This is a genomic window from Actinoplanes sp. NPDC049265 (assembly GCF_043197135.1).
GTDB lineage: Bacteria > Actinomycetota > Actinomycetes > Mycobacteriales > Micromonosporaceae > Actinoplanes.
This window is the reverse complement of sequence record NZ_JBICSP010000013.1, coordinates 178,346-202,684: the sequence shown is the minus strand read 5'-3', so window position 1 is coordinate 202,684 and position 24,339 is coordinate 178,346. Positions and strand designations below refer to the sequence as shown.

The following is a 24,339-nucleotide window of genomic DNA, read 5'->3' as shown; positions in this document are numbered from 1 at the left end:
ATGCCGTGCTCCGGTGGGGCACGGCATCCCCCACCGGTCGAACCCGTCACGGTCGGCCCCCGCGCAGTTGGGAGGCCCGGGCCGCGATCAGATCCCGGGCTGAGTCTCCGAAGACGGCCATCCGGCTCAGTAGCGACCACTGATTCTCGTAGAGGGTCACGTCGGACGGTTTGACGGCGAGCACGTTGGCGTGGACCGTCTCGATCGAGACGTAGGTCTGGTCCTCGGCAACCCCGTCGTAGATGACGAAGCCGTGCGGGATGGCCGTGACCGCGGTGGCGTGGTGCGGGATGACGCCAATGGGGATCGACTCGACGGTGATCAGCGCGGCGATCCGCTCGAGCTGGGTCATGAGAACCTCATTCGGGCCGGGGGACCAGTGGAGAGCCAGTTCGGTGACCAGGAACTCGAATCGCTCGCCGTTGCCGTACAACGCCGCGTGACGGTTCATGCGGCCCGTCACCGCGGCGGCGAGATCCTCTGGCGTGTAGGGCACGGCCGACATACGGAAGACGCTGGTGGCGTATTCGACCGTCTGCAGCAGGCCCGGCACGATTGACGGTTGAAAAGTGCGTATCCGGCGGGCGGCGGTCTCCCGTTGACCGATATCACCCTGAAGGTGGGGCCGGTCCGTCAACAGGGTCTGCCAGGAGTGAACCTCGGCATGCGCTGCCTCGGTCAGCGATCGCAACCGGTCCCTGGTCTCAGCGGTCGTGCCGACCGCCTCGGCCCACGCGGTGACCTCGGGCATCGTCGGCGTGATCGTGCCGACCTCGATCCGGGAGATCTTCGATTGGCTGAGCCCGGTCCGCGTGGCCAGCAACCGGCCGGAGACACCGGCCTGCTTGCGCAGCTTTCGTAGCTCGCTGACCAACTGAATGTGTCTCGGACCGAACCCGTCGGGAGTTCGGGTGAAGGGCATGCCTTTCACCCCCAGGAGCGATGATTCATCTTGATTCAATTTGAGTTGAAGTGATGCTCGCAGCCATATCGACGCCCGTCAAGACACGGACGCGAGAACGGCATGCCGCAGGGGCCGAGACGATCATCGCCTCGCGGGCGGGCCGGCAAGGCCGGGCCGCCCGAGGTCAGGCCTTGACGGATGCCGCCGACGGACCGGCGTGGAGAGCCTGCTGGGATCAGAAGGCGTGGCAGGTGTCGGGCTCGCCCGGGCGGATGCCGTAGCAGCCGTACTGCAGGCCGTCGGCGGGCTGATCGAGGACATTGCCGGTGAAGTAGGCCAGGGAGACCCAACCCCATCGCCCGTTGGCGGCGCGCGTGTACGCCCACCAGAAGTTGGTGCTCGAGTTGTGGGTGTGCGACTCGCCGGGCTGCTGGCCCAGGAACCAGTTGGCGCCGCCGTGGGCGAGGCTCCCGACGGGGGAGGAAGCGTGGTCGGGCCGGCTCATCACCGGGGCGTTGCCTCCGATGAGGGTGCAGTACTGGCCGTAGAGCCGGGCCGCGGCGATCCAGGACGGAACGCCGCAGTCGCCGCCACCGCCGACGGCCGTGTTGGCGATCCAGTCGCCCAGCAGTGTCACGTGGTCGCTGCCGATGTAGTCGACCCCGGCGTACAGCGCGTCGGTCCAGGAACGGCTGCGGTCGGGACAGTCGACCGGGTCCGACAGCCGCACCCGGTGCCCGGTGCTCTGGGCCGTGACGATGTCATCCCAGTACGTCGCCTGGATCGGGTCGCCGGTGGAATTGGTGCAGTCGGCGGCCGGGCTCGGGAAGCTGACCACCGGGACCAGGTCGGCGTTGTACTGGTCCTTGTCGACGTCGAGGCTGCCGTCCAGGAACGTGTAGATGTCGGACTGTCGCTGGAGCAGCCCGCGGACCGTGTCGTATCCGCCGGCGCCGGCCGGGAACCGGTCGTCGTTGTGGCCGCCGGTGATCACGATCTGCACCGGTCCCCACCGCCGAGCCGTCTGGTCGACGTGAAAGAGCATGCCGCGGTACGGGGCGAGCGTACTCATGATCTTCTTGGCGATGACCAGCGGATTGTTCCCGTCGGCGGCCGCGGCGGCCGGGTTCGGGGGCAGCGTGCAGCCGGCCGGCCCTTCGACGCAGTTGATGTCGATGAGCAGCAGGATCGGCCGGTTGAATCCCGGGTACACCCGCCCGGCGTTGGCCTTCACCTGGGCGCTGAACCGCTGGAGGTAGGCCGGCTCGAAGGGCTTGGCGGTGATCGCGGTGCCGCGCGGGTCCCGGCAGACGTCGCCGGTGAGGCGATGGCACAGCACCAGGGTGTCGTCGCGCAGGACGACGTCGGTCTCGATGCTGGTGAAACCGTGGTCGAGCGCGTCCTGCAGTGGCCGTGCGTTGAGATAGTCGTTCTGCGCGTGCCCATGTTCGAGGGGTGTCACCCCGCCGTCTCCGGCCTCCGCGGTCGCGGCGGGTTCCGCCGTTTCCGGCCGGCCGGCCGGCTCGTCGCGGCGGAGGATCAGCACGGTGGCGAGGCCGGCGAGCACCAGCGCGCTGAGGGCGCCGGCGACCAGCGCGCGGCCGCGGCCGGGACGGCGGGTGGTGAAGTACGCGTCGATGACGACCGGTTCGCCGGCCGGCGTGGGACGGAGCGCGGGCACGGCGCTCGGGGCGTTCTCGTCGGCCTGCCGGGCCGCGTCGACCAGGGAAGACACGTGGGCGCTGGCGACCTTGACCCGGGCCACGTCGGCGTCGTCGAAGGGCTCCCCGGCGATGAGGTGACTGGCGCGTGCGACGGCCACGACGAGAACCGGATCGGTGATGTGCTGCGGATCGCCGGCCAGCACCGCGGCCACGTCGTCCTTGTCGACCGACAGGCCGGGGGCCAGGCGGTGGGTTCGGATCACCTCGGCCAGATGACGCAGGGAGGCGGGCTGCCGGCGACGCCGCGGCGGCGGTGATCCGGGCGGTGCGGTGTACACGCCGACCTGGGCCGCGTGCGTGACATAGGCGTTGAGCTGGGAAGCAAGCAGTTGTGCGGCGCCCCGGACCTCGGTCCACCACGGCGACAGCGGTTCCCGCACCTCAGCCTCACCTCTTCGGCCCGCCCAGCCCATCGACGACGACCATTATGCCTATCGAGGCGGAGACCCGACGAAAGTGTGCGGAAAGTGAGCGGTAAGGGCGAGCTGTGAGGCTCAGGTGGACCGACAGCAGTCGTCACGAGAGGACCACCATGCACCGCATGACCAAGATCGGCACGCTCGCTCTGGCCGCGACCGCCGTCGCCGTGGCCGTTCCCGGGGTCGCGCTGGCCGGCCAGGCCAACCCGGTGGAGGGCTACACCAGCACCGGCACCGGCTGGACGTCGTACACCAATCAGCGTCACGACGTCGACGGCGGGACGATCACCTTCAAGCCCAACAACCTGTCCAGCGGCGGCGTCTGCATCCGGCTCCGGAGCGCGCGTACCGGCTCCGTGTTCAGCAACACCATCTGCTGGACCGACCACTCGACCCGCACCCTGGCCACCGGCGTGCTGGCCAACACCACGTTCACCATCGACGCCCGCAAGCAGGCCTCCGGCTCGGACACCTTCTGGTCCGGGACGATGAACTACTGATGAGCCGTCACTTCCGCCTGTTCACGCTGGCGGTCGTGGTGGCCGCCGGCATCGCGGCGCCCGCGTCGGCAGCGGGCGCCGCGACGCCGGTCAAGTCCGACACGCTGGGCTTCTTCCACCCGGCCGACCGCACCGCCCGGTTGCGCACCTCGTTGTCGGCCGGGCCGCCGGACGTGCTGCCGTACGCGATCGGGGTCAGCGGCGACGTCCCGGTCGTCGGCGACTGGAACGGCGACGGCGTCGACGGCACCGGCTTCTACCGCACCGGCGACCACACGTTCCACCTGCGCGAGGTGCTCGACGCCACCGGTCCGTCGGACTACGCGTTCGTCGCCGACTTCGCGCTGCCCGGTGACGTGCCGGTGATCGGTGACTGGGACGGTGACGGGCGTGACGGGATCGGCACCTACCGTCCCGGTGACCTGACCTTCCGGCTGCGCAACGTCCGCAACAGTGGTCCGGCCGACTATCAGTTCCCATCGGGGGCGGCCGGGGACAAGCCGGTGGCCGGTGACTGGAACGGCGACGGCAAGGACAGCGTCGGGCTCTTCCGGCCCAGCACCGGCAACTTCCACCTGCGTAACGCGCTCAGCTCCGGAACGTCGGACTACGCGTTCGACCATCCGAGGGTCGACGCCGGCGACCTGCCGGTCGTCGGCGACTGGGACGGTGACGGCATCGACACGGCCGGGGCGTGGAGAAATTCTTCGCGTACGTTCACCGCGCTCGCCGCCAACACCGCGACGGCCGGGGTGGTGGCGTCCTATGTCGCCGGCAGTAGCGGGGATCAGCCCCTGGCCGGGGACTTCGAACTCGACGTGGCCAACCCTGATCCGGCCCAGCTGGCCCGGGTCTACGGCTTCTACGCCGACCCGGCCGCCCACCCCACGCAGTGGGTGGCGGCCAACGGCGGCGACGCCCGGGCCGGTCCGATCCGGCAGTCGATCGCCGGACGTCCCGGTGCGAGCTGGTTCGGCAACTGGAGCGGCGACATCTACGACGCGGTCGACGCGTACGTGTCGGCGGCGGCCGCGGTGCATCAGGTGCCGATGCTTGTCGCGTACAACATTCCGGACCGGGACTGCGGGGGCGCGTCGGGCGGTGGGGCGGGCAGCCCGGCGGCGTACCGGGAATGGATCGATGACTTCGCCGCCGGTGTGGGTGACCGCCCGGCGCTGGTGATCATCGAACCCGACTCGCTGGCTCAGGCCTATCCCGGGTGTATCCCGGACAGTGCCAAGCTGCAGACCAGGTTCGACCTCATCGGGTACGCCATCAACGCGTTCGGCGGCCGCGCCTGGACGTACGCGGACGGCGGCAACGCCAACTGGTGGAGCGCCCAGGAGATGTCGGCCCGGCTGACCCGCGGCGGTGTCGCCGACGCGCACGGCGTGGCGGTCAACGTCTCGAACTTCTACACCACCGCACAGTCCACGACCTACGGCGACGCGGTCCGGGCCGGTGTGGGCAAGCCGTACCTGATCGACACCAGCCGCAACGGCGCCGGCGGTACGCCCGGCGACTGGTGCAACCCGGACAGCGCCCGGCTGGGCTCGCCCTCGAAGACCGGGACCGGGGGAGCCGAGTTTCTGGTCTGGGTCAAGGTGGCCGGCGACTCGGACGGGCCGTGCGGCATCGGCGCGGGCATACCGGCCGGCACCTTCAGCCCGGCCCTGGCCGTGCACCTCGTCAACGGCAGTTGAGGGTAAGGGCGAGGTAAGTCCACTCTGGAAGAAATGAGTCTGACGGTCGATTTCCGAGAAAAGGAAGAACGACGTGAGACTCAGACTTACCGCAGCGCTCTCCGCCGCTGCTCTGATCGGCAGCACTCTGGTGGGGGTGACCGCGGCCCAGGCCGCGGTCACCTCCTTCATCCGGGTCAATCAGGTCGGTTATCCGGCCGACGGGCCCAAGACCGCGTTCCTGCTCGGGACGACCGCGCAGGCCGGCACCTCGTTCCAGGTGGTCGACGGCGCCGGGACGCAGGTGCTGGCCGGCACCGTCGGGGCCAGCCTGGGCTCGTGGAACAGCTCGTACACCGCCGTCGCGCCGATCGACTTCTCGGCGCTGCGGACCGCGGGCCAGTACAGCATCCGGGTCAACGGTGTGACGACCTCGCCCACCTTCTCGGTCGGGACGGCCGGCGGCCTGTACGCGCCGGTGTCGGCCACCATGACCAAGTTCTTCCAGGCCAACCGCGACGGCGCGAACGTCCTGCCGAACGTGCTCAATCGCAAGCCGTCGCACCTCGCGGACTCGTCGGCCACTGTCTACAAGAAGCCGGTGTTCGACGAGGAGGGCGCCATCGTCGGGGGCCTGACCAAGGCGCAGACGGCCACGGTCGACGTGTCCGGCGGCTGGTTCGACGCGGGTGACTACCTCAAATTCACCCACACCGCGGCGTACGCACTCGACACGCTCTTGATCGCGCAACGATCCGGATCGCCGGACTCCACCCGGGCGGCCGAGATCGACTTCGGGCTGGACTGGCTCGACAAGATGTGGGACGACAACACCTCCGTCCTGTACGCGCAGGTCGGCATCGGTGGCGGCGACAACGAGACCTACTTCGGCGACCACGACACGTGGCGGCTGCCCGAGACCGACGACACGATCACCGACCCGGCCGGCACCGACCTGTACTACGTACGCCACCGGCCGGTGTTCCGGGCCAACGAGCCCGGCGCGAAACTGAGCCCGAACCTGGCCGGCCGGGTGTCGGCCGCCTTCGCGATCGCCGCCCAGGTGCACGCGACCAGCGATCCCACCCGCGCGCGGTCCGAACTGACCAAGGCGGCCGCGATCTACGGCCTGGCCAAGACGACCTCGGTCGGCGAGCTGGTTACCACCTTCCCGCACGACTACTACGGCGAGGATCTCTGGACCGACGACATGGCCTTCGGCGGCGTCGAACTGCACCTGGCGGCCAAGGCCCTGGGCGACAGCCGGGCGGCGTCCTGGCTCACCCAGGCGGCGCAGTGGTCGCGGCAGTACCTGGACGGCGACGAGCACGACACGCTGAACCTCTACGACGTCGGCTCCGTGGCCAACGCCGACCTGGCCACCGTCATCGGATCGGGCGCGGCCGTCACCCGGGCCGAGCTCGTCGCCTCGCTGGAGCAACAGCTGGACGCGGGCGTGGCCCGGGCCAACGCCGACCGGTTCCGCGCCGGGGCCGTCTACAACGACTACGACTCGACGTCGCACACGTTCGGCCTCATCGCGCAGGCCGCGCGATACCGCGACATCACCGGCAGCACCAAGTACGCGACGTTCGCCCAGCAGCAGGCCAACTGGGTCCTCGGCGGCAACCCGTGGGGCACCTCGCTGATCGTGGGCGTCGGCAGCACGTACCCGAAATGCCCCCATCACCAGATCGCCAACCTCGTCGGCACCGGCTCCGTGCTGGCCGGCGCCGCGGTCAACGGCCCCAACGGCACGGCCACCTTCGACGAGCTCGAGCCGGGCGACGACGTTCGCGCCTGCCCGGCCGACGGCGTGGACCGGTACGCGGCGTTCAACGGCAACGGCGCCCGCTACATGGACCGTGTGGAAGCGTGGATGAGCAACGAGCCGGCGATCGACTTCACGTCGACCGGCGCGGTGGCGTTCAGCCTGCTCGGGCCGGGCGGACCGGGCGGACCGGGCACCGGGCCGGCACCGCACGCCGACACCATCGGCGTGTTCCGGCCGTCGAACCACACGGCGTACCTGCGAACGAGCATCACGCCGGGCAACAACGACGTGCCCGCGTTCGCGATCGGTGACGGCTCCCAGGCGCCGGTGATCGGCGACTGGGACGGCGACGGCGTCGACGGTTGGGGATACTTCGACCCGGCCGACCGCTCGTTCCACCTGCGCGACGCCCTGGACGCGGACGAGGAGCCGGGCGTCGTCTTCGTCGCCGGCTATGCGGCCAGCGGGGACGTGCCGATCGCCGGTGACTTCGACGGCGACGGCAAGGACACCGTGGGCACCTGGCGGCCGAGCGACCAGCTGGTGCGGCTGCGCAACTCGAACACCGCCGGTGCGGCGGAGGTGACCCAGTCGTTCGGGAAGTCGACCACCACGCCGCTGACCGGTGACTGGGACGGCGACGGGCACGACAGCCTGGGCTACTACGATCCGGCCGACCGGTCGTTCCATCTGCGCAACGCGCTGACCGGCACCGGCCCGTCCGACTTCACGTTCGTGTACGGGTCGGTGGGCGACAAGCCGGTGATGGGCGACTGGAACGCCGACGGCCGGGACACGGTCGGCATCTGGCGTCCGTCGACCAAGGAATTTAACCTGCGCGACACGAACCAGCCCGGTGACGCTGACGTCCGGGCGGCGTACGGCGCGACGACCGACCGCCCGATGGTGGGCGACTGGCGGTAGTCACGGTGAAGGCCGGGCGTACGAGGACGCCCGGCCTTCACCGTTGTTCAGCTCCAGTTGCCGGCGACGGCGAGGTCGCCGGGCTCACCCCAGTTGTTGAGCGTGTCCACGCCCCGCATGTACCACTGCTTGGTGCTCGGGCGGCGGACTCCGGGTTCGTCGATGCCGTCACCGTTCCAGTCACCGGCCACCGGCTGGTCGCCGGGCTCGCCCCAGTTCTCGACGTGGCCGCTGCCGAGCAGGTACCAGCGCTTCTCGCTGGGCCGGAACACCCCGGGCTCGTCCCGGCCGTCGCCGTCCCAGTCGCCCGCCACCGCCTGATCGCCGGGCTCGCCCCAGTTCTCGACGTGGCCGCTGCCGAGCAGGTACCAGCGCTTCTCGCTGGGCCGGAACACGCCCGGCTCGTCCCGGCCGTCGCCGTCCCAGTCCCCGGCGACCGGCACGTCGTTCGGCTCCCCCCAGTTGTCGACGTGCCCGCCGCCGTGCAGGTACCAGCGCTTCTCGCTGGGCCGGAACACGCCGGGCTCGTCGACGCCGTCGCCGTCCCAGTCGCCGGCCACCGGCAGATCGCCCGGCAGACCCCAGTCGGCCAGGCTGCCGTTGCCCCGGAAGATCCAGTCGTTGGCGCCCGGCCGGAACACACCCGGACCGTCCGGTTGCCGGGCCGTCCACCAGGTCGTCTGGCGGCGGGCGCCGGCCCAGCTCATCTCGAAGTGCACGTGGTTGGTGTGGCAGCCGCTGGCCGAGCCGTCACAGGAGTACGCCTCCCACGTCTTGGCCCCGCTGGGCGTGAGAAAGATGATCCGCCGGTTCCAGATGATGAAGTTGATACCGAGGCGGCGGGCCATCGCGTGCTTGTTGCCGTACTTGTCGGTGGCCAGCAGCCAGTTCAGCACCGTGTTGACCTTGTCCACGTCGGCCGCGTCGGTCGCGTCGTTGCCCCAGTCCCAGGCCCGGCCCTGATCGTGGCCGCCCGGGCTGCTCAGGTCGCAGGCCTCCACGAAGTCGATCGTGTTGCCCAGGCCGTACCGGTTCTTGATGAACGAACGGAAGTCCTGCAGGCCCGGTTTGATCCCGGCGTCGCAGCTGCTGACCGGGTCGTTGGCGGCGTAGGGGTCGATCGCCCGGTTGAACGGCGGGATGACCGGTGGCGTCGCTGCCTGTGCCGCGGCCGGCGTGAGGGTGACGACGGCGGCTGACAGCACCGCCGTCAGGATCGCGTTGCGGCGCAATCGTTTTCGCACGGATGTTTCCTCTCCATCGGGTCTCTGAGGTCGGGTCCCGAGGCTAGGAAAATCCGCTTACCGGCGGCTTATTCGCAGGGTAAGTCTCCGGCAAGCACGCACGCCTAGCGTCGGCCGCACTCGCTCGTACCCGACGGAAGGAAGTGCTGTGAGACGCATCCGAACCCTGGTGGTGGCGGCCACCCTGATGACCGCCGTGCTCGGGCCGGCCGTACCCGCGCTGGCGGCCGCACCCGGCGGGGGCATGACCCCGGCGATCGCGGCGGCGTACGCCACCAAGACCTGCGGCGGTGTGCAGCCCATGGACACGGCGCTCGCGAACCGGCTCAACCCGCTGCTCAACGGCAAGCTGAAGGGCTACCTGACCGGGTACCGGATGTCGTGCGCGCGGCGCATCGTCGAGACGGTCCGCGGGCGTGGACTGGCCCGGCGGGCCGCGGCCATCGCCGTCACGACCACCATCGTGGAGTCCACCATCGAGAACATCAGCGAGGAAGTGGACCACGACAGTCTCGGTCTGTTCCAGCAGCGGGCCTCGTGGGGGACGGCGGCGCAGCGTACGGATCCGGTCTGGGCGACCAACGCCTTCCTGAACCGGATGATCGCCCTTTACCCGAACAACGCCTGGAACAACACCGCCAACCCGATCGGCGAGATCTGCCAGCGGGTGCAGGTGTCGGCGGTCCCCGACGCGTACCAGGTGCAGGCGTCCGACGGCAGCACGATCGCCTACAACATCCTGGACGCCCTGGCCGGCCGCGCGGACCGTCCCGGGGTGTTCCGGCCCGGCGCGAACGACTGGATCCTGCGGGGGGCGGGCACGCTGGCCGACTGGGGCGTGCCGGGCGACCTGCCGGTGGCCGGCGACTGGGACGGCGACGGCGTCGACGAGCCCGGCGTGTTCCGGCCCAGCGAGAAGCGGTGGTACCTGCACGGCGGCGGGCACGTCGACAACTGGGGTGAGCCCGGCGACCGCCCGGTGGCGGGGGACTGGGACGGCGACGGCCGGGACGAGCCCGGGGTGTTCCGGCCCAGTGAGAAGCGCTGGTACCTGCTGGGCAACGGGCACGTCGAGAACTGGGGTGAGCCCGGCGATCAGGCGGTGGCGGGGGACTGGGACGGCGACGGCCGGGACGAGCCGGGCGTGTTCCGGCCCAGTGAGAAGCGGTGGTACCTGCTGGGCAGCGGCCACGTCGAGAACTGGGGCGAGCCCGGTGACCAGCCGGTGGCCGGTGACTGGGACGGTGACGGGAGGGACGAGCCGGGCGTTCGCCGCCCGAGCACGAAGCAGTGGTACATGCGGGGCGTGGACACGCTCAACAACTGGGGTGAGCCGGGCGACCTCGCCGTCGCCGGCGACTGGAGCTGACCTAGGGATGTGCGGGCAGGACGCGCTGGCGCAGAATCCGCAGGTAAGCCTCGCGCAACTCCGGGCCGGACTCGATGCCCAGCTCATCGGCGAGCAACCGCCGGGTGCCGGCGATGACCGCCAGCGCGTCCGCCTGCCGCCCGCAGGCCGCCAGCACGAGCGCGAACTGCGCCTGCACCCGCTCGTCGAACGGCGAGCCCTGCGCCAGGTCGTCCAGAAACGGAAGCGCGGTGTACGGCTGACCGGCCGCCAGGCACGCCTCGGCCAGCCCGACCACCGCCCGTACCCGCTGCCCCTCCAGCCGGCGCACCGTCGCCCGCTGCTGCAACGACACCGCAAGGTCGGCGCCGATCCGGCCGCGCCACAGCGCCACCGCCGACCGGAGCAGTTCGATGCGGGCGTACGGGTCGGCGGCCGCTTCCGCCGCGGCCAGCCGCAGCCGGAACTGTCCCGCGTCGACCAGCGCCGGGTCGACGTCGACGGTGTAGCCCTGCGCGGTCAGCTCCAGCCGGTGCCCGCCGCGCAGCCATCGGCGCAGCTTGTGCACCGACACGTGCATGGCGGTGGGGGCGCCGGACTCGCGGCGCCCCCGGAACAGCTCCATCAGCTGCCCCGCGGGCACCGGGTCGTCCTCCACCAGCAGCAGAGCCAGCAGCCCCCGAAGCTTGGGCGCGGTCAGGGGGCCGGCCGGCGACGGCCACCAGACCTTCAGCGGGCCGAGCACTCCGAACTCCATTGTCGCCTCCAGGCGGGTCGCGATCGGGCGACTCACATGCTGGTTCGGCGTGGACCTGCTCGACAACGGCTTGCTGTCCGTGACCTGGTCTTATCTGTCCCCAAAGACAGCTAGGCCAGGTCAACGCGCCTCGGGTCAGCGGTCCTGTCGCAGGTCGACGACGACGCTCTGGTAGGCGTCGGGCGTCACGGCGAAGGAGCCGTAGTAGGGGTAGTTCATCTCGACGATGAGGAACAGGTTGGTCGCGATGACCGTGCTGGCCATGATCAACAGGGCGCGCCGGACGAAGCCGTCGTCGAGGCCGAAGAACAGGCACATCGTGAGGACCGCGCCGGTCGAGACCAGAACCCCGAACCACATCACCGGGGACATCCGGCTGTCGTCGGCCTCGGCGTCCGAGGCGTGGTGATATTGCTCGGCCCGGCCGATCTGATCGATGGCGTGGTTGACGAAGAAGCGCTGCGCCTCGGTCGTCGGCCGCAGCGAGCCGACCAGGGTGGCTAGTTCGCTCAGGTCGGCGGTGCGCTCCCGCTCGGTGCCCTGCTCGTGCCGGGCTTCCCAGTCGGCGACCAGAGCCGACTCGTAGCGGATGACGCTGTCGGTGAAGGTCCGGCGGGTCTGCTCGTCGAACACCACACTGCCGGGTATGACGGCGGTCATGCCCGCCGCCTCCTCGCGGACGGCGTCCTTCGCGTCGGTGTAGCCCTCCCACAGAGAGACCACGCAGAGGCCGATCACGATGGCGTACGCGACACCGACCAGCGAGACGATGACGCCGGTGACGTCGTTGTGCTGGAGGAGCCGCCGGTGCGGCAGCGTGCGGTGGACGATGATGTCCAGGACCAGGGTGACCGCCGGGACCCCGATGATCAGCACGGTCCCCACCAGCCACGCCGACAAGTCCCGTACGAGCCAGAGTTCCACGCCATCACCGTAGGCGGCCGGCCGACCGGGCGGCCCGATATTGAAACGAAACGTGTTACTCGGCCGGCCGGCGATTGCCGCGGCGAATGACGAGCCGCAAGCCCGACCAGATCTCGTCGATCGCGCACACCTTGTTGTCGACCAGCCCGGTCGGCAGCGCGACCTCGCGGACCACGTCCTCGGTGACGTCCGTGGGAACCTTCGACGCTCGTTTCGGCCAGGCGACCCAGAAGCCGCCGTTCTGGGCCATGCCGCGTCTGACCTCGTCGAGCCGGGCCCGCAACTCGTGGCGCTCGGTCACGAACAGCACGATCACGTCGATCGGCGCGTCGGCGGCCAAGCCGTGCCGGATGACCACGTCGCCGGGCAGGCCATCGAGGGTGCCCTCGAAACCGGCCGGCGCGTCGAGCAGGGCGACTCGGTGACCCGGTCTGATGCCCAGCTTGCGGTGCAGCGGCGTGCCCGAGTAACCAGCCATGTCAGCCCCGTTGCCCGACGTTGTCGAATACCGCTGGATAGTAGCCCGTACGACTGAGGGGCAGGCGGATCCCGGTCTGCCCCTCAGGTGTCTGGTGGTCTTACCGGCTTACCCGCTTGGCCCACAGCGGGGCGACGATGGCGACCAGGACGATGGCGGCGGCGATCTGGAGGATGTGCCGGATCCAGTCGAATCCGCCGGTGTCCCGCACGCCCAGAGCGGAGGCGATGAGGTTGCCGACGATGGCGCCGATCACGCCCAGGATGATGGTCAACCAGATCGGGATGTTCTGCCGGCCCGGCAGAACCGCTCGTGCGATGAGACCGATGATCAAACCGGCGATGATGGCCCAGATGAACGACATGGCGTGCCCTCCGGTGAATGTCTGAGTGCTGCGGACCAGCGTGTTTCCTCAACCCGCGTCCGGCAAACACACGCGTCGAAGTTTGCTGCTGAGCGCGGCAACGGAACCCCGGAAGTCACACGGACAGAACGCGGCCGGGTTCAGGTGCGGTAGGCGGCGACCGTGGTACGCATTTCCTCGGCGGTGCGGGCGAGCTCGCCGGCGGTGCGCTGGGTGGCGGTGGCGCCGGTGGTGACCTGCCGGGCGGCCTGGGCGACGCCCGAGATGGTGTCGGCGATGCTGGCCGAACCCCGGGCGGCCTGGCCCACGCTGCGGGAGATCTCGCTGGTCGTGGCCGTCTGTTCCTCGACGGCGGAGGCGATCGTGGTGGTGTAGTCGCTGATCGTGTTGATCACCTGGGCGATGCGGGCGATGGCGTCGACGGCGCCGGTCGTTTCGGCCTGGATGGCGGCGACCTGGGTGGTGATTTCCTCGGTGGCCTTGGCGGTTTCCTGGGCCAGGTCTTTGACTTCGGAGGCGACCACGGCGAAGCCTTTGCCGGCGTCGCCGGCGCGGGCGGCCTCGATGGTGGCGTTCAGGGCGAGCAGGTTGGTCTGTTCGGCGATCGAGGTGATGAGCGCGACGACGGTGCCGATCTGGGCGGAGGCTTCGCCGAGCTTGGCGACGCTGCTGTTGGTGTCCTCGGCCGTGCGGGCGGCGTTGCTGGCCACCCCGGCGGCTTCGCCGGCGTTGGTGGCGATCTCCCGGATGGAGATGCCCATCTCCTCGGCGCCGGACGCGACGGCCTGCACGCCCTGCGAGACGGTGGTCGCGGAGTCGGAGACGCTCGCGACCTGTGCTGAGGTCTCCTCGGCGGAGGCGGACAGCTGCCGCGACACGGCGGAGAGTTGTTCGGAGGCCTCGGCGAGCTGCACGGAGCTGCGCGTGACGTCGCCGACCATGCCGGCCATCGCGCTCGTCGTCTGGTTGAGGGTGCCGGCCAGCTGCCCGATCTCGTCGGCGCTGTCGACCCGCACCCGGGCGGTGAGGTCGCCGCCGCCGATGCGGGTCAGCGTGGCCACGCACCGGGCCAGGGGCCGGGTGATGAGCCGGGTGATACCGGCGGCGCAGGCGACGCCGGTCAGGGTGCTGGCGATCAGGAGGACGATCACCCACCAGCGGGTGGAGCCGAAGCGGGCTTCGGCGCTGGACTCCTGCGCGGCGGCGCTGGCCACCGTCGCCTTGGACAGGCGGGTCAACGCGGCGCTCACCGGCTCGGCCACACCGTCGCGGCCGGCGCGGGCGCGGCTGACCGCGGCGCTGTCGCCGCTCTGGATGGCGGGGAGCAGGGTGCCGGTCAGCCAGCCGTCGTAGGCGGTCCACGCGGTGCTGAACTGGGCCAGGTCGGCGGCCTCGGTGGAGGCGGTGACCTGGTCACGGTAGGTGGTGACCGCGGTGTCGACCGCGGCCTGGGCGCCGGTGAGCGCCTGTTGGGCGGTCGGCCGGGCGCCGCCGTCACCGGCCAGGGCCAGATCGTCGGCGGCCAGCCAGGTCTCGTACACCGCGGCGCGTAGTTCTCCTATGGCGTCGAGCTCGACACCGTGCCGGTAGACCCGGCCGACCTGGTCGTTGGTGGTGCCGAGGCTGGACAGGGCGAACAGGCCGTCCAGCACGCTGAGCCCGGCGATCAGTAGCACCGCCGCCATCACCTTCGTACCGACCCGACGATCGGTCAGCAGCCGCGCCCAGCCCGGCCGTCCCGACGCCGCACCCTCGGCCGATGCCCGCATCACCACGCAACCCCCGCGTACCCGTGCTCGTCGTGGTCAGCAGATCACGGTCCCCGGCGCCGCGGATGCCGATCCGCCGAATCACCGCGCCCGGGGAGAGCCGCGGGCACGGACGGCTACGGGCCTGTGGGAGTGGAGATCGGGCAGCTGCTCGCCGGCAGCTTTCTGGTCCTCACCCACTCGACCGCCGAGATCCACGGCGCCATCGCCCACAAGCGAGCCGCCCGCACCTTCGCCGCGTCGCTAGAGCCGCTCGGGCTCGACGGCACGGTCTGAGCGGGCGGCCTCAGCCCACCCCGGCCGGGCGTGCGACGTCAGTCACCGGCCGTGATCGCGGTGCGGGCCAGGATGTCGCCGGCGATCCGTGCGGGTGCCTCGATGTGCGGACAGTGGCCGAGATCCGGGTATTCCACGAGGTCGGCCCCCGGATTTCGGCGGCGGATCTCGTTCGCCACCCGGCGGCCGGAAATCGGGTCCTCCATGCCCCACAGGAATGACAGTGGCACGGCGGTCCCGGCGTAGACGGATTCGAGGCGGTCCCGGTTGCCGGCCCGCTCGGGGATGTACCGCAGGATCCGTGCCGGGGCGTCCCGCCGCGGATCCGCGGCTCGCAGCGCCCGGTAGTGCAGGCCGGCGAGCTCGGGGTCGAGCGGGTGGCCGGGCGAGAAGCACTCGGACCACGATCGCGTGAACGCCGATCGACTGATCGTCCGGGCCAGCACGGGTCCGATCCCGGGCCACAGCATCGCTCGCTGGGTCCTCGTCGGCCGGTACTGCTCGGCGTACAGACCCGCGTTGAGGAAGACGCACCGGTCAACGGGGAGCGAGGCTCGGGCGAGGAGCTCGGTGGCCACGATGGCGCCATAGTCGTACGCCACCAGGGTCACCGTGTTCAGGCCGAGGCCGGCCAGGACCTCCTGGGCCAGATCGGCCTGTTCGAAAACGCTGTAGTGGTGACCACGGGGCTTCTCGGACGCTCCGAATCCGAGAAAGTCGAAGGCCACCACCGTGTGCCGGCGTTCCAGCGCCGCGCTGACCGGTGCCCATTCGAAAGACGAGGCGGGAAAGCCGTGCAGTAGCACCACCGGGCTGCCGGTGCCGGCGACGTGGACGAACACCTCCCGGCGTACGCCCCGCACCGCCGGATGAACGACCCGGCCCTGCCGATGCCAGTCGGTCAGCTGATCGCTCATGTCCTCACCCGTTCCGGCCCGTTTGCTAACCTAGTGATCGCTAGGTTAGCAGCAGGGAACGCGAGGGAGGCGTGGATGGGATCGACCAGAGCCCGTACGTTCGCTCGGATCAGTTCGGTCGAACAGCCCCCGAGCAAGCCGAAACAGCTGGATACGGCGGTTGTTCTCGGCGGCAGCGTCGCCGGGCTGATGGCCGCGCGGGTGCTCGCCGACCACGCGCACTCGGTCGTGGTCATCGAGCGCGACGAGGCCTCGGACGATGCACCCCGGCGAGGGGTGCCGCACGGCACTCAGCTGCACACCTTGCTGCCGGGCGGACGGCGGCAGATCGACCGGTGGTTCCCCCGGTTCACCGAGGAGGCGCTGGCCGCGGGGGCCGTGTGGGCCTCGGCCGAGCAGCGCTCGACCTACATCGACGGCGTCCGCAAGGTCCGCGGTTCAGACGCCGACATCATCACCGCCACCCGGCCCTTCATCGAGGGGCAGCTCCGCCGGCGGTTGCTCGCGGTGCCGAACGTCAAGACGATCACCGGTCGGGCGACGGGCCTGACCTTCGACGACTCCGCCGTGACCGCCGTCCGCTACGAATCCGGCGGGACGGCCGGTGTCGAACCCGCGAGCTTCGTGGTCGACGCGATGGGCCGGTCGAGCCGGCTCAGCGACTGGCTCGAGGCGGGTGGCTGGGACCGGCCACCCATGATCCGGCAGGTCACCGGCATCAACTACGCCACCGCGCTGTTTTGTCGTACGCCCGAGCCGGCGGAGAGGACCGCGAGTTTCGCGCTCTGCAGCACCGAGTTCGGGGGTGACCTGGCCGGGGCGGTCTTCTTCGCGGTGGAGAACGACCGCTGGATGGTCATGATGGGTGGGTACGGCGACCTTCGACCGGGCCGGACCGCCGAGGACATGATCCGGCGTTGCCGTGCCGACTTCCCCGCCGATTTCGGCCGGGTCGTGGCGAACGGCATCATCGGCGAGGTGCTCACCTATCGGCAGGCCGACAGCCGGCGCCGTGAGTTCGCGGCGGCCGCGAACCTTCCGGCGCGCCTGGTCGCCGTCGGTGACGCGGTCGCCTCGTTCAACCCCATCTATGGGCAGGGGATGTCGTCGGCCGCGCTGCACGCCTCCTGCCTGTCGATGTTCCTGCGGTCCGACCCGGCCCTGTACGCCCCGGCCCAGCACTTCTTCGACCTCCAGCGGGTGGTCGTCGACGCCGCCTGGAGTGTCTCCGCCGGCCCGGCCACCGCGGGGCGCCGTGATCGGGTCACCAGCTGGCTGACCCGGCAGATCGTCGACGCGACGGTCGTCGACACGAAGGTCGCGCGCGTGTTCGAGGACGTGACCCACATGGTCCGCCATCCTGACCACCTGGCCGCACCCGCTGTGTTGCGCCGCTTGTTGTCCGCCCAGCGCCGCCGGCGGCCGGCTCCCACCGCGCCGATGCGGTCGCTCTGACGCGGCGGCCCAGTGACAAGGAGAAATCAGTGACACCGCGGAAACGGCTCCCGGCCGCGCAGAGACGCGCGCTGATCCTCGATCGAGCGGCCGAGGTGTTCGCCGAACGCGGCTACTCCGGCACCTCGGTCAACGAGGTCGCTCGCCGGTCCGGCGTGTCGATTCCGGTCCTCTACGACCACTTCCCGTCCAAGCTGGCCCTGTTCCGCAGTGTCCTCGACGACGAGTACGCGCGGTTGCGCGACGTCTGGGGCGACGATGACGGCGCCGGGATTCCGGTCGAGAAGAGGCTTGCCGCGGCCCTGGACGCCTGGTTCGCCCACATCGAGCGGCGCCCGAACGTGGCCCTCGTGCTCCTCCGGGCGCCGGCCGGCGATGACGAGGCGCAGCGGGTGCAGGACGCCGCGATCCGGGACAGCCGGTCGGCGTTGTTGCCGTTGGTCGTCCGGCTGTTCGAGGAGTCGGCGCCCGGCAGCGATCCGCTCGACGCCGAGATCCTGGTCGAGCTGGTCACCGCCTCGCTGCGCGCCCTCGCCCTCTGGTGGCACGACCGTCCCGAAGTTCCGCGGGCCAAGCTGGTGAGCTCCATGATGGACACGCTGGGAGCGGGAATCGGGCGGCGACTGGACCGGTCATCGGGACAGGTGCCGCCACAGCCGGGGGAGTAGCGATGCGGAGACGCTCTGCCAGGCTTGCACCTCCTCCTCGGACAGCGGCTGCGGCGTGCCCGCGGCGGAGGCCCGGAGCCAGGTGTCACAGGCCGCCTGGACCAGCCACATCCGGCTCACGGCGAGGCCGGGGGAGCCGCCGGTCGTCACGGCGCCATTGCCCCGCAGTAGCAGGGCCGAGCCGTGGCCCAGGGCCGACGCGGCGGCCCGGGCGAGTTGCGACGTACGCAGCAGCTGGGCCGGCCGGTGGACCGGGATCCGGGTGCCCAGCCAGGCGGCCTGACCATGCAGCACCGGGATGCTGCCGGCCGCGGCGGCCGCCGGAAAGGCGGCCGGCGGCATGGCGCGGGCGACGGCGGTGACGTCCGGACGGCTCCGGTAGATCTCCAGGTGCGCCCAGGCCTCCGGGGGTACGCCGGCCGGGAGCGTGTCGGTGGCGAGGTCGATCCGGTGCAGGCCGGCGACGGTGATCGTGGCCAGGTCGTCGGGCGGGGTGATGGTGACCGTGTCGTCGACCCGCACCGAGACGTGGCCGAAGGCTGTCACCAGGCCTTGCCGTGCGAGGACGTGTGCGGCGGTGACCAGTTCCTCGAGCATCTCGATCTCCCTGTGAATCCGTCTGGTCAACCATGACCCTCGGACGTAAAGTGTATGTAGTTTTGGGAAGGAGAGCCATGATCACGGGACTGCACCACTACGCGCTGGAGGTCCCCGACCTCGAGGTGGCGGACGGTTTCCTGCACGACTTCGGCCTCGAGACCAGCGACAAGGACGGCGTTCTGATCGCCTCCTGCCCGGGCCGCGATCAGGAACAGGTCCGGATGACCCGGGCCGATCACAAGAAGCTTCAGCACGTCACCTTCACCGTGGCCGGCGGCGGGCTGGACGTCCTGCGCGAACGTCTCGAGACCGCCGGAACCCCGGTCCTGGCCGAGCCGCCCGCCGGAGCGAGCGGCGAGGGTCTGTGGGTCACCGACCCCGACGGAACGCCGGTCCAGTTGATCGAGACCGATCCGGCCCCCGCCCGCACGGCCATCGGTGTCGGGTCGAACGTCGGCGGGCGTCGCGACCGCGTCGGGCAGCGCGCCTGGACCGAGCTGGGCAAGGACACGACGCCGCAGCGGCTGGGGCATTCACTGCTGTTCACGGCCCAGCCGGAGGCGATGGAGGCCTTCTACACCACCGTGCTCGACCTCCGGGTCAGCGACCGGATCAAGGGTCTGGTCACCTTCCTCAACGCGGGACCGGGTGACCACCACGTCTTCGGGTTCATCCGGAGCACCCACCGCGGCTTTCACCACGCCAGTTTCGAGGTCCCCTCGATCGACGCCATCGCGCTCGGCGCCGACCGCATGCGCTCGCGCGGACGCGACGCGGGCTGGGGACTCGGCCGGCACACCGTGGGATCGAACTTCTTCCACTACATCCAGGACCCGTGGGGCTCGTGGATCGAGTGGTTCTCCGACATCGACCAGATCGACGACTGCTGGATCGCCCAGGAATTCGACGTGCCGCCTCACCTGTGGGGAGCTCCGCCACCCCGGGAGTTCCTGCAGAACCGTGAGCCGGCCGTACCCCAAGCCCAGTCCTGACTCAACGAGGAGCACACCGTGGTTGACGCACGAACGATCGCCCAGGACCTGCAGACGATTTTCGACGGGATCGACACCCTCGACCCGGACAACTTCGTCCGCCATCTCACCGAGGATGTCGTCTTCCAGTTCGGCAACAACGATCCCGTGGTGGGACGGGAAGCCGTCGCGGAAGGCGTCCGGGCCTTCTACACGACGATCGCCGGCATGCGCCACGACGTCCGCAACGTCTACGTCGACGGCGACGTGGCGATCGCCCAGGTCGACATCCTCTACACCCGCCACGACGGCAAGGCGGTCACCGTACCCAACGCCGACATCCTCACCTTCGACGGCGACAAGGTGCGGGACTGGCGGATCTACATCGACCTGACGCCGGTGTACGCATGATCGAGCTGACCGACATCGCCTACGTCCGGTCCGGGGTCACGGACCTCGACCGGGCCACGCGGTTCGCCACCGACATCGTCGGGCTGGAACTCGCCGAGCCCTCGGAGAGCGGGGTCGCCCACCTGCGGGCCGATCACCGGCACCACTGTCTGGCCCTGGTGGAGGGCCCGTCCGGCGTCCTCGCGTCCGGGTTCGAGGTCGCGGACTCCGACGCTCTCGCCCTGGCCGAGACCGAGCTCGAGGGCCGGGGCTTCCGGGTCACCCGCGGGACCGCCGGCGAGGCCCGCTCGCGCCGCGTCCGCGAGTTCATCGGCTTCGACGATCCGTTCGGCAACCACCTCGAGCTGGTCAGCCAGCCGGAGACGATCACGCGACCGGTGGCGCTGACCCGCACCTCCGGTATCAACGAGTTCGGGCACCTGTGCCTGGACGCACCGGACGTGCACGAGGCCTACCGGTTCTGGAACGGCACCTTCAACGCGCGTGTCTCCGACTGGATCGGCGACAACGCCTGCCTGATGCGGATCGACCCGGTTCACCACAAGCTGGCCGTCTTCCGGGGCGACGAACCAGGGCTGTGCCACATGAACTTCCAGGTGGACACGATCGACGACGTCTTCCGGAACTGGCACTTCCTGCAGGAGCACGGCGTACAGATCGAACAGGGGCCGGGCCGGCACCCCCAGTCGACCGCCGTCTTCCTCTACTTCCTCGGCCCCGAGGGGTTCACCTACGAGTACTCGTTCGGGGTGCGCCGCATCGAGGACGAGGCCGCCTGGCGTCCACGCACCTTCGACCCGGACGAGCCCGGATCCATCGACATGTGGCTCGGCCCGACCAAACGAGTGTCGACCCAACGCCAGGTCGTCAAGACCTCGGTGCACTAAGGCGTTCGCCTCGCACTCGGCCGGGTCTAGAACACGCCTCAGGAGGTTCCATGTCCTTACCGTTCGACACGGTGACCATCGACGTCGCCGGTGTCCCCACGACCGTCATCGACACCGGCGAGCCGCCGGCCGGCCACGTCCACCCGCCGCTTCTGCTGCTGCACGGCTCGGGGCCGGGTGTCACCGCGACGGCGAACTGGCGCACGGTGATTCCGGCGCTGGCGCGTACCCGCCGGGTGATCGCGCCCGACCAGCTGGGCTTCGGCGGGACGGCGACGGGGGAGGACCGGCAGTTCGGCCGGGCCGCCTGGACCGGTCACGCCGAGGCGCTGCTCAAGAGCCTGGGCGTCGACACCGTCGATGTGATCGGCAACTCGATGGGCGGCGCGATCGCGCTCTCGCTGGCGCTGGCCGGACCGGGCGCGGTACGCCGGGTGGTGCTGATGGGCACGATGGGCGTGCCCATGACGCTGCCGGTGGGCCTGGACACCGTATGGGGCTACACGCCCGGCCTGGACAACATGCGTACGATCATCGATCTCTTCGCGCACGACAAGTCGCTGATCACCGACGACCTCGTCGAGATGCGGTACCGGGCGAGTCTGGAGCCGGCCGTGCGGGAGTCGTGGTCGGCCATGTTCCCGGCGCCACGGCAGAGGTGGGTGGACGACCTCGCGCTCAGCGGCGTGGAGCTGGCGGCGGTGCGGCAACCGGTTCTGATGGTGCACGGCCGCGACGACCGGGTGGTTCCGTGGCGGGATTCCAGTGAGCCGCTGCTGGCCGCGCTGCCGGACAGCCGGCTGCACCTGCTGTCCGGTTGCGGCCACTGGACGATGATCGAGAAGACGGCCGACTTCCTCGGCGTCGTCACCTCATTCCTCGACCAGCCCTAGGCTGACGCGACGGCGGCGAGGGTGGCCCGCCAGGCCGCCTCGTTGTTGTCGACCATGGCCACCGCCTGCGGGACGGCGCGCGGTTCGAATCCGGGAGCACAGTCGGCCAGCACGTGCAGCGCCGTCCGGGCCAGGTGGTGGGCCAGACCGCTGGTGACGTCGTTCAGCCGGCGTTCGATGAGCGCGTCGAGGATCTCGGTGTGCTCGCGATCGCCGGCCGCGTCCCAGGTCCGGGGCTCCGCCGCCTGGTAGATCCGGATGTAGCGCGCGGCCCGGTCGGCGTGCAGCCGCAACTGACGCTGGAGGGTGTCGCCCGCCCCGGCGGTGAGGGTGCGGTGGAAATCGGCGTGGACCTCGATCCACCCCTCGATGTCGCCGCGCTTGGCGCAGGCACGCATCGTCTTCAGTTGTTTCTGGGCCGTGCGCCGGCGTTCCGCGTCGAACCGGTCGAGGGTCAGGGTGATGCCCAGCACCTCGAGCAGGATGCGGCTGCCGTAGACCTCGTCCAACTCCTCGGGGTCGAGTTCGGCGACGCGGGTGCGCTGGTTCGGCTCGACCGCGACCAGTCCCTCGGTCTGCAGCAGCCGCAGCACCTCACGCAGGGGCGTCCGGCTCACTCCGAGCTGCTGCGACAGGGTTACCTGAGAGAGCTTCGAGCCGGGCCGGAGGGTCCCGTCGAGGATCCGGTCGCGCAGGTACGCGTGGACGTAGGGGATCGCCTGGCGGGGCTCCGGGATGACGACCCGCTCGATGCCCGGGATCAGCGTGGTACGTGGCATGAAGCAATCATTCCTCACCTCGTGAGCCGGTGGAGACCAGCCGGAAACCTTGACGCTGACAACAAAGTGCATACACTTTCGTCATGGGTAATTTTACTCCCCACCCTGGTCAGCCGGTTCCGTGGTCTCTCATCTCCTATCGCAACGGTCCGGCGGCATCGATCGCGGTGCTCCGGCCGGACGGGGTGGTGGTCGCCCCGCCCGAGCTCAAGCAGTGGGAGACGATGCTCGACCTGCTCGACGACTGGGACGCGGCCGAGCCGGTGCTCCGCGAGGTGCGCTTCGAGGGCGCGCCGACGGTGACGGCGGAGAAACTGCTGCCGCCGCTGCGGTACCCCCGCAAACTCATCTGCGCCGGCGTCAACTACCGGCGGCACATCCAGGAGATGGGGGCCGAGATCCCGGCCGAGGGCTGGCGGCCGTTCTTCTTCCTCAAACCGCCCACGACCACCGTCGTCGGCCCGGACGACCCGATCGTCGTGCACGACCCGGAGGTCACCCGGTACGACTGGGAGGCGGAGCTGGCCGTGATCATCGGGCGCGGCGGGCGGGCGATCCCGGTCACCGAAGCGCTCGACCATGTGGCCGCGTACGCCGTCGCCAACGACGTGACGGCGCGCGGGCGGCACAAGCGGACGGTCGTACCAGGAGCGCCGTTCGTCTACGACTGGGTCGCCTCGAAGGCGATCGACAGTTCCTTTCCGATGGGACCCGGTCTCACCCCGGCCTTCTTCGTGCCCGACCCGCAGGACCTGCGGCTGAAGCTGTGGGTCAACGACGAACCGCAACAGGACGAGACCACCGCGGACATGATCTGTACGGTCGCCGAGCTCATCGCCGAGGCCAGTCAGGTGATGACCCTTCAGCCCGGTGACGTGATCGCGACCGGCACGCCGGCCGGGGTGGGCGCGCCGCGGGGCCGCTTTCTCCGCGACGGCGACGTGGTCCGGGTGACCATCGACGGTCTGGGCGCCATTCAGAACACCGTTCACGAGCCAGGAGCAGAAGCATGATCTTCGTTTCCCACGTACGCCCCGTCAACGAACCCGGTGAGCCGGTGCTCGACCGGGACGCGGTCTGGCAAGGGCTGGTTCTCAAGGCCAACAACGCGCTGCCCTTCGTACCCAACATGACCTACTGCGAGGTGATCGGCACGATCTCGCCGACGGTCTTCGACCGGGAGATCGATTTCCGCGGCGACCGGTTCACCGAACGCATCACGCTCGAAGAACCGCACCGGGTGGTCTTCACCCGGACCTCCGGCCCGGTCCTCGGCACCATCGCCAACGAGATCGAGGCCGACGAGGCCACCGGTGACCTCCGCCTGCGCTTCAGCTTCGCGCTGACCGTGTCGGCCGCGGTCGGTGGATCCCCGCAGGAGAAGGAGTACGCCGACGGCATGACCGGCGACTACCTCAAGGCGGTCCAGTCCACTCTGGAGGCGATCCGGCGGCTCGCCCGGGAGGGGCAACCCGGATGAAAGTCATCATCGACACCGCACGGTGCAACGGACACGGCGAGTGCGTCATCGAGGCGCCCGACGTCTTCGACCTGCCCGACGACTCCGACGTCGCGGTGGTCCGCGAGGAGTCCCCGGACGACACACGACGGGCCGAGGTCGAACGGGCCGCCGCGATGTGCCCGGTCACCGCCATCCTGATCGAGGGCTGA

25 protein-coding genes are annotated in these 24,339 nt (G+C 70.2%); 14 read left to right on the top strand and 11 right to left on the bottom strand.

Features of this window, described 5'->3' with window-relative positions; genetic code table 11:
• Positions 1-46 precede the first annotated feature (46 nt).
• Together ACGFIO_RS28665 and ACGFIO_RS28660 are read right to left on the bottom strand one after the other, a co-directional pair.
• Positions 47-922, bottom strand: a complete 876-nt coding sequence (locus ACGFIO_RS28665; protein ID WP_392830327.1) for a helix-turn-helix domain-containing protein — start codon at positions 920-922, stop codon at positions 47-49.
• A 217-nt stretch (positions 923-1,139) separates the two neighbouring features.
• Positions 1,140-3,008, bottom strand: a complete 1,869-nt coding sequence (locus ACGFIO_RS28660; protein WP_392830326.1) for a hypothetical protein — start codon at positions 3,006-3,008, stop codon at positions 1,140-1,142.
• Between the two features lie 161 nt (positions 3,009-3,169).
• Between ACGFIO_RS28660 and ACGFIO_RS28655 the strand changes: the two genes are divergently transcribed.
• The 3 genes from ACGFIO_RS28655 to ACGFIO_RS28645 all read left to right on the top strand — a co-directional run bounded on the left by ACGFIO_RS28655 (position 3,170) and on the right by ACGFIO_RS28645 (position 7,927).
• A complete protein-coding gene (locus tag ACGFIO_RS28655) occupies positions 3,170-3,547 on the top strand; it encodes a hypothetical protein (RefSeq protein WP_392830324.1) in 378 nt (125 codons plus the stop codon).
• Positions 3,547-5,250, top strand: a complete 1,704-nt coding sequence (locus tag ACGFIO_RS28650) for a glycoside hydrolase family 6 protein (protein ID WP_392830322.1) — start codon at positions 3,547-3,549, stop codon at positions 5,248-5,250. The genes ACGFIO_RS28655 and ACGFIO_RS28650 overlap by 1 nt, the downstream gene beginning before the upstream one ends.
• A gap of 73 nt (positions 5,251-5,323) precedes the next feature.
• Positions 5,324-7,927 (top strand): glycoside hydrolase family 9 protein, encoded by a 2,604-nt coding sequence (locus ACGFIO_RS28645; RefSeq protein ID WP_392830320.1) that lies wholly within the window; start codon positions 5,324-5,326, stop codon positions 7,925-7,927.
• Between the two features lie 47 nt (positions 7,928-7,974).
• Here the strand turns inward: ACGFIO_RS28645 and ACGFIO_RS28640 are convergent, their stop codons facing one another.
• Positions 7,975-9,171: a hypothetical protein gene (locus tag ACGFIO_RS28640; RefSeq protein ID WP_392830319.1), complete on the bottom strand. Its 1,197-nt coding sequence runs from the start codon at positions 9,169-9,171 to the stop codon at positions 7,975-7,977.
• Between the two features lie 148 nt (positions 9,172-9,319).
• Here ACGFIO_RS28640 and ACGFIO_RS28635 point away from each other — a divergent pair, with 148 nt between their 5' ends.
• Positions 9,320-10,540 (top strand): hypothetical protein, encoded by a 1,221-nt coding sequence (locus tag ACGFIO_RS28635; RefSeq protein ID WP_392830317.1) that lies wholly within the window; start codon positions 9,320-9,322, stop codon positions 10,538-10,540.
• Between the two features lies 1 nt (position 10,541).
• Here the strand turns inward: ACGFIO_RS28635 and ACGFIO_RS28630 are convergent, their stop codons facing one another.
• The 5 genes from ACGFIO_RS28630 to ACGFIO_RS28610 form a co-directional block, all read right to left on the bottom strand.
• A complete protein-coding gene (locus ACGFIO_RS28630; RefSeq protein WP_392830316.1) occupies positions 10,542-11,276 on the bottom strand; it encodes a BTAD domain-containing putative transcriptional regulator in 735 nt (244 codons plus the stop codon).
• Positions 11,277-11,411: 135 nt separating this feature from the next.
• On the bottom strand, positions 11,412-12,200 hold the full coding sequence (locus ACGFIO_RS28625; protein WP_392830314.1) for a hypothetical protein: 789 nt from the start codon (positions 12,198-12,200) through the stop codon (positions 11,412-11,414).
• A gap of 55 nt (positions 12,201-12,255) precedes the next feature.
• On the bottom strand, positions 12,256-12,678 hold the full coding sequence (locus ACGFIO_RS28620; RefSeq protein ID WP_392830312.1) for a DUF3052 family protein: 423 nt from the start codon (positions 12,676-12,678) through the stop codon (positions 12,256-12,258).
• Between the two features lie 100 nt (positions 12,679-12,778).
• Positions 12,779-13,042: a GlsB/YeaQ/YmgE family stress response membrane protein gene (locus ACGFIO_RS28615; protein ID WP_392830310.1), complete on the bottom strand. Its 264-nt coding sequence runs from the start codon at positions 13,040-13,042 to the stop codon at positions 12,779-12,781.
• A gap of 140 nt (positions 13,043-13,182) precedes the next feature.
• Positions 13,183-14,811 carry a methyl-accepting chemotaxis protein gene (locus ACGFIO_RS28610; RefSeq protein ID WP_392830503.1) on the bottom strand — a complete coding sequence of 543 codons (1,629 nt, stop codon included), beginning with the start codon at positions 14,809-14,811 and terminating at the stop codon, positions 13,183-13,185.
• Positions 14,812-14,943: 132 nt separating this feature from the next.
• On the opposite strand from ACGFIO_RS28610, the gene ACGFIO_RS28605 reads away from it, so the two are divergent.
• On the top strand, positions 14,944-15,087 hold the full coding sequence (locus ACGFIO_RS28605) for a hypothetical protein (RefSeq protein ID WP_392830308.1): 144 nt from the start codon (positions 14,944-14,946) through the stop codon (positions 15,085-15,087).
• A 38-nt stretch (positions 15,088-15,125) separates the two neighbouring features.
• On the opposite strand, the gene ACGFIO_RS28600 is transcribed toward ACGFIO_RS28605, so the two are convergent.
• Positions 15,126-16,004: an alpha/beta fold hydrolase gene (locus tag ACGFIO_RS28600; protein ID WP_392830306.1), complete on the bottom strand. Its 879-nt coding sequence runs from the start codon at positions 16,002-16,004 to the stop codon at positions 15,126-15,128.
• A 75-nt stretch (positions 16,005-16,079) separates the two neighbouring features.
• Here ACGFIO_RS28600 and ACGFIO_RS28595 point away from each other — a divergent pair, with 75 nt between their 5' ends.
• Both ACGFIO_RS28595 and ACGFIO_RS28590 read left to right on the top strand, forming a co-directional pair.
• Positions 16,080-17,459: an FAD-dependent oxidoreductase gene (locus ACGFIO_RS28595; RefSeq protein ID WP_392830305.1), complete on the top strand. Its 1,380-nt coding sequence runs from the start codon at positions 16,080-16,082 to the stop codon at positions 17,457-17,459.
• Positions 17,460-17,488: 29 nt separating this feature from the next.
• Complete coding sequence (locus tag ACGFIO_RS28590) at positions 17,489-18,127, top strand: TetR/AcrR family transcriptional regulator (RefSeq protein WP_392830303.1); 639 nt, start codon at positions 17,489-17,491, stop codon at positions 18,125-18,127.
• Here the strand turns inward: ACGFIO_RS28590 and ACGFIO_RS28585 are convergent.
• Positions 18,092-18,724: a class II aldolase/adducin family protein gene (locus ACGFIO_RS28585; RefSeq protein ID WP_392830301.1), complete on the bottom strand. Its 633-nt coding sequence runs from the start codon at positions 18,722-18,724 to the stop codon at positions 18,092-18,094. The two genes, ACGFIO_RS28590 and ACGFIO_RS28585, sit on opposite strands and share 36 nt — an antisense overlap.
• Before the next feature lie 77 nt (positions 18,725-18,801).
• Between ACGFIO_RS28585 and ACGFIO_RS28580 the strand changes: the two genes are divergently transcribed.
• From ACGFIO_RS28580 to ACGFIO_RS28565, 4 genes are read left to right on the top strand one after another with little or no spacing between them, the layout of a single operon-like run.
• The gene (locus ACGFIO_RS28580; protein WP_392830299.1) at positions 18,802-19,719 is read left to right on the top strand and encodes a VOC family protein; all 918 of its coding nucleotides are present in this window, start codon (positions 18,802-18,804) and stop codon (positions 19,717-19,719) included.
• Between the two features lie 18 nt (positions 19,720-19,737).
• Entirely contained in the window at positions 19,738-20,109 is a 372-nt protein-coding gene (locus tag ACGFIO_RS28575; protein ID WP_392830297.1) for a nuclear transport factor 2 family protein, read from the top strand.
• Positions 20,106-20,996, top strand: coding sequence for a VOC family protein (locus ACGFIO_RS28570; protein ID WP_392830296.1), 891 nt, complete (start codon positions 20,106-20,108; stop codon positions 20,994-20,996). The genes ACGFIO_RS28575 and ACGFIO_RS28570 overlap by 4 nt, the downstream gene beginning before the upstream one ends.
• A gap of 50 nt (positions 20,997-21,046) precedes the next feature.
• Positions 21,047-21,889, top strand: coding sequence for an alpha/beta fold hydrolase (locus ACGFIO_RS28565; RefSeq protein WP_392830294.1), 843 nt, complete (start codon positions 21,047-21,049; stop codon positions 21,887-21,889).
• Here the strand turns inward: ACGFIO_RS28565 and ACGFIO_RS28560 are convergent.
• Entirely contained in the window at positions 21,886-22,668 is a 783-nt protein-coding gene (locus tag ACGFIO_RS28560) for a GntR family transcriptional regulator (protein WP_392830292.1), read from the bottom strand. The two genes, ACGFIO_RS28565 and ACGFIO_RS28560, sit on opposite strands and share 4 nt — an antisense overlap.
• A gap of 83 nt (positions 22,669-22,751) precedes the next feature.
• Here ACGFIO_RS28560 and ACGFIO_RS28555 point away from each other — a divergent pair, with 83 nt between their 5' ends.
• Genes ACGFIO_RS28555 through ACGFIO_RS28545 form a run of 3 tightly spaced genes read left to right on the top strand, consistent with a single transcriptional unit; the run spans position 22,752 to position 24,339 of the window.
• Complete coding sequence (locus tag ACGFIO_RS28555; protein WP_392830290.1) at positions 22,752-23,681, top strand: fumarylacetoacetate hydrolase family protein; 930 nt, start codon at positions 22,752-22,754, stop codon at positions 23,679-23,681.
• On the top strand, positions 23,678-24,148 hold the full coding sequence (locus ACGFIO_RS28550; protein WP_392830288.1) for an SRPBCC family protein: 471 nt from the start codon (positions 23,678-23,680) through the stop codon (positions 24,146-24,148). Before ACGFIO_RS28555 ends, ACGFIO_RS28550 begins: the two co-directional genes overlap by 4 nt.
• Entirely contained in the window at positions 24,145-24,339 is a 195-nt protein-coding gene (locus ACGFIO_RS28545) for a ferredoxin (protein ID WP_392830287.1), read from the top strand. Before ACGFIO_RS28550 ends, ACGFIO_RS28545 begins: the two co-directional genes overlap by 4 nt.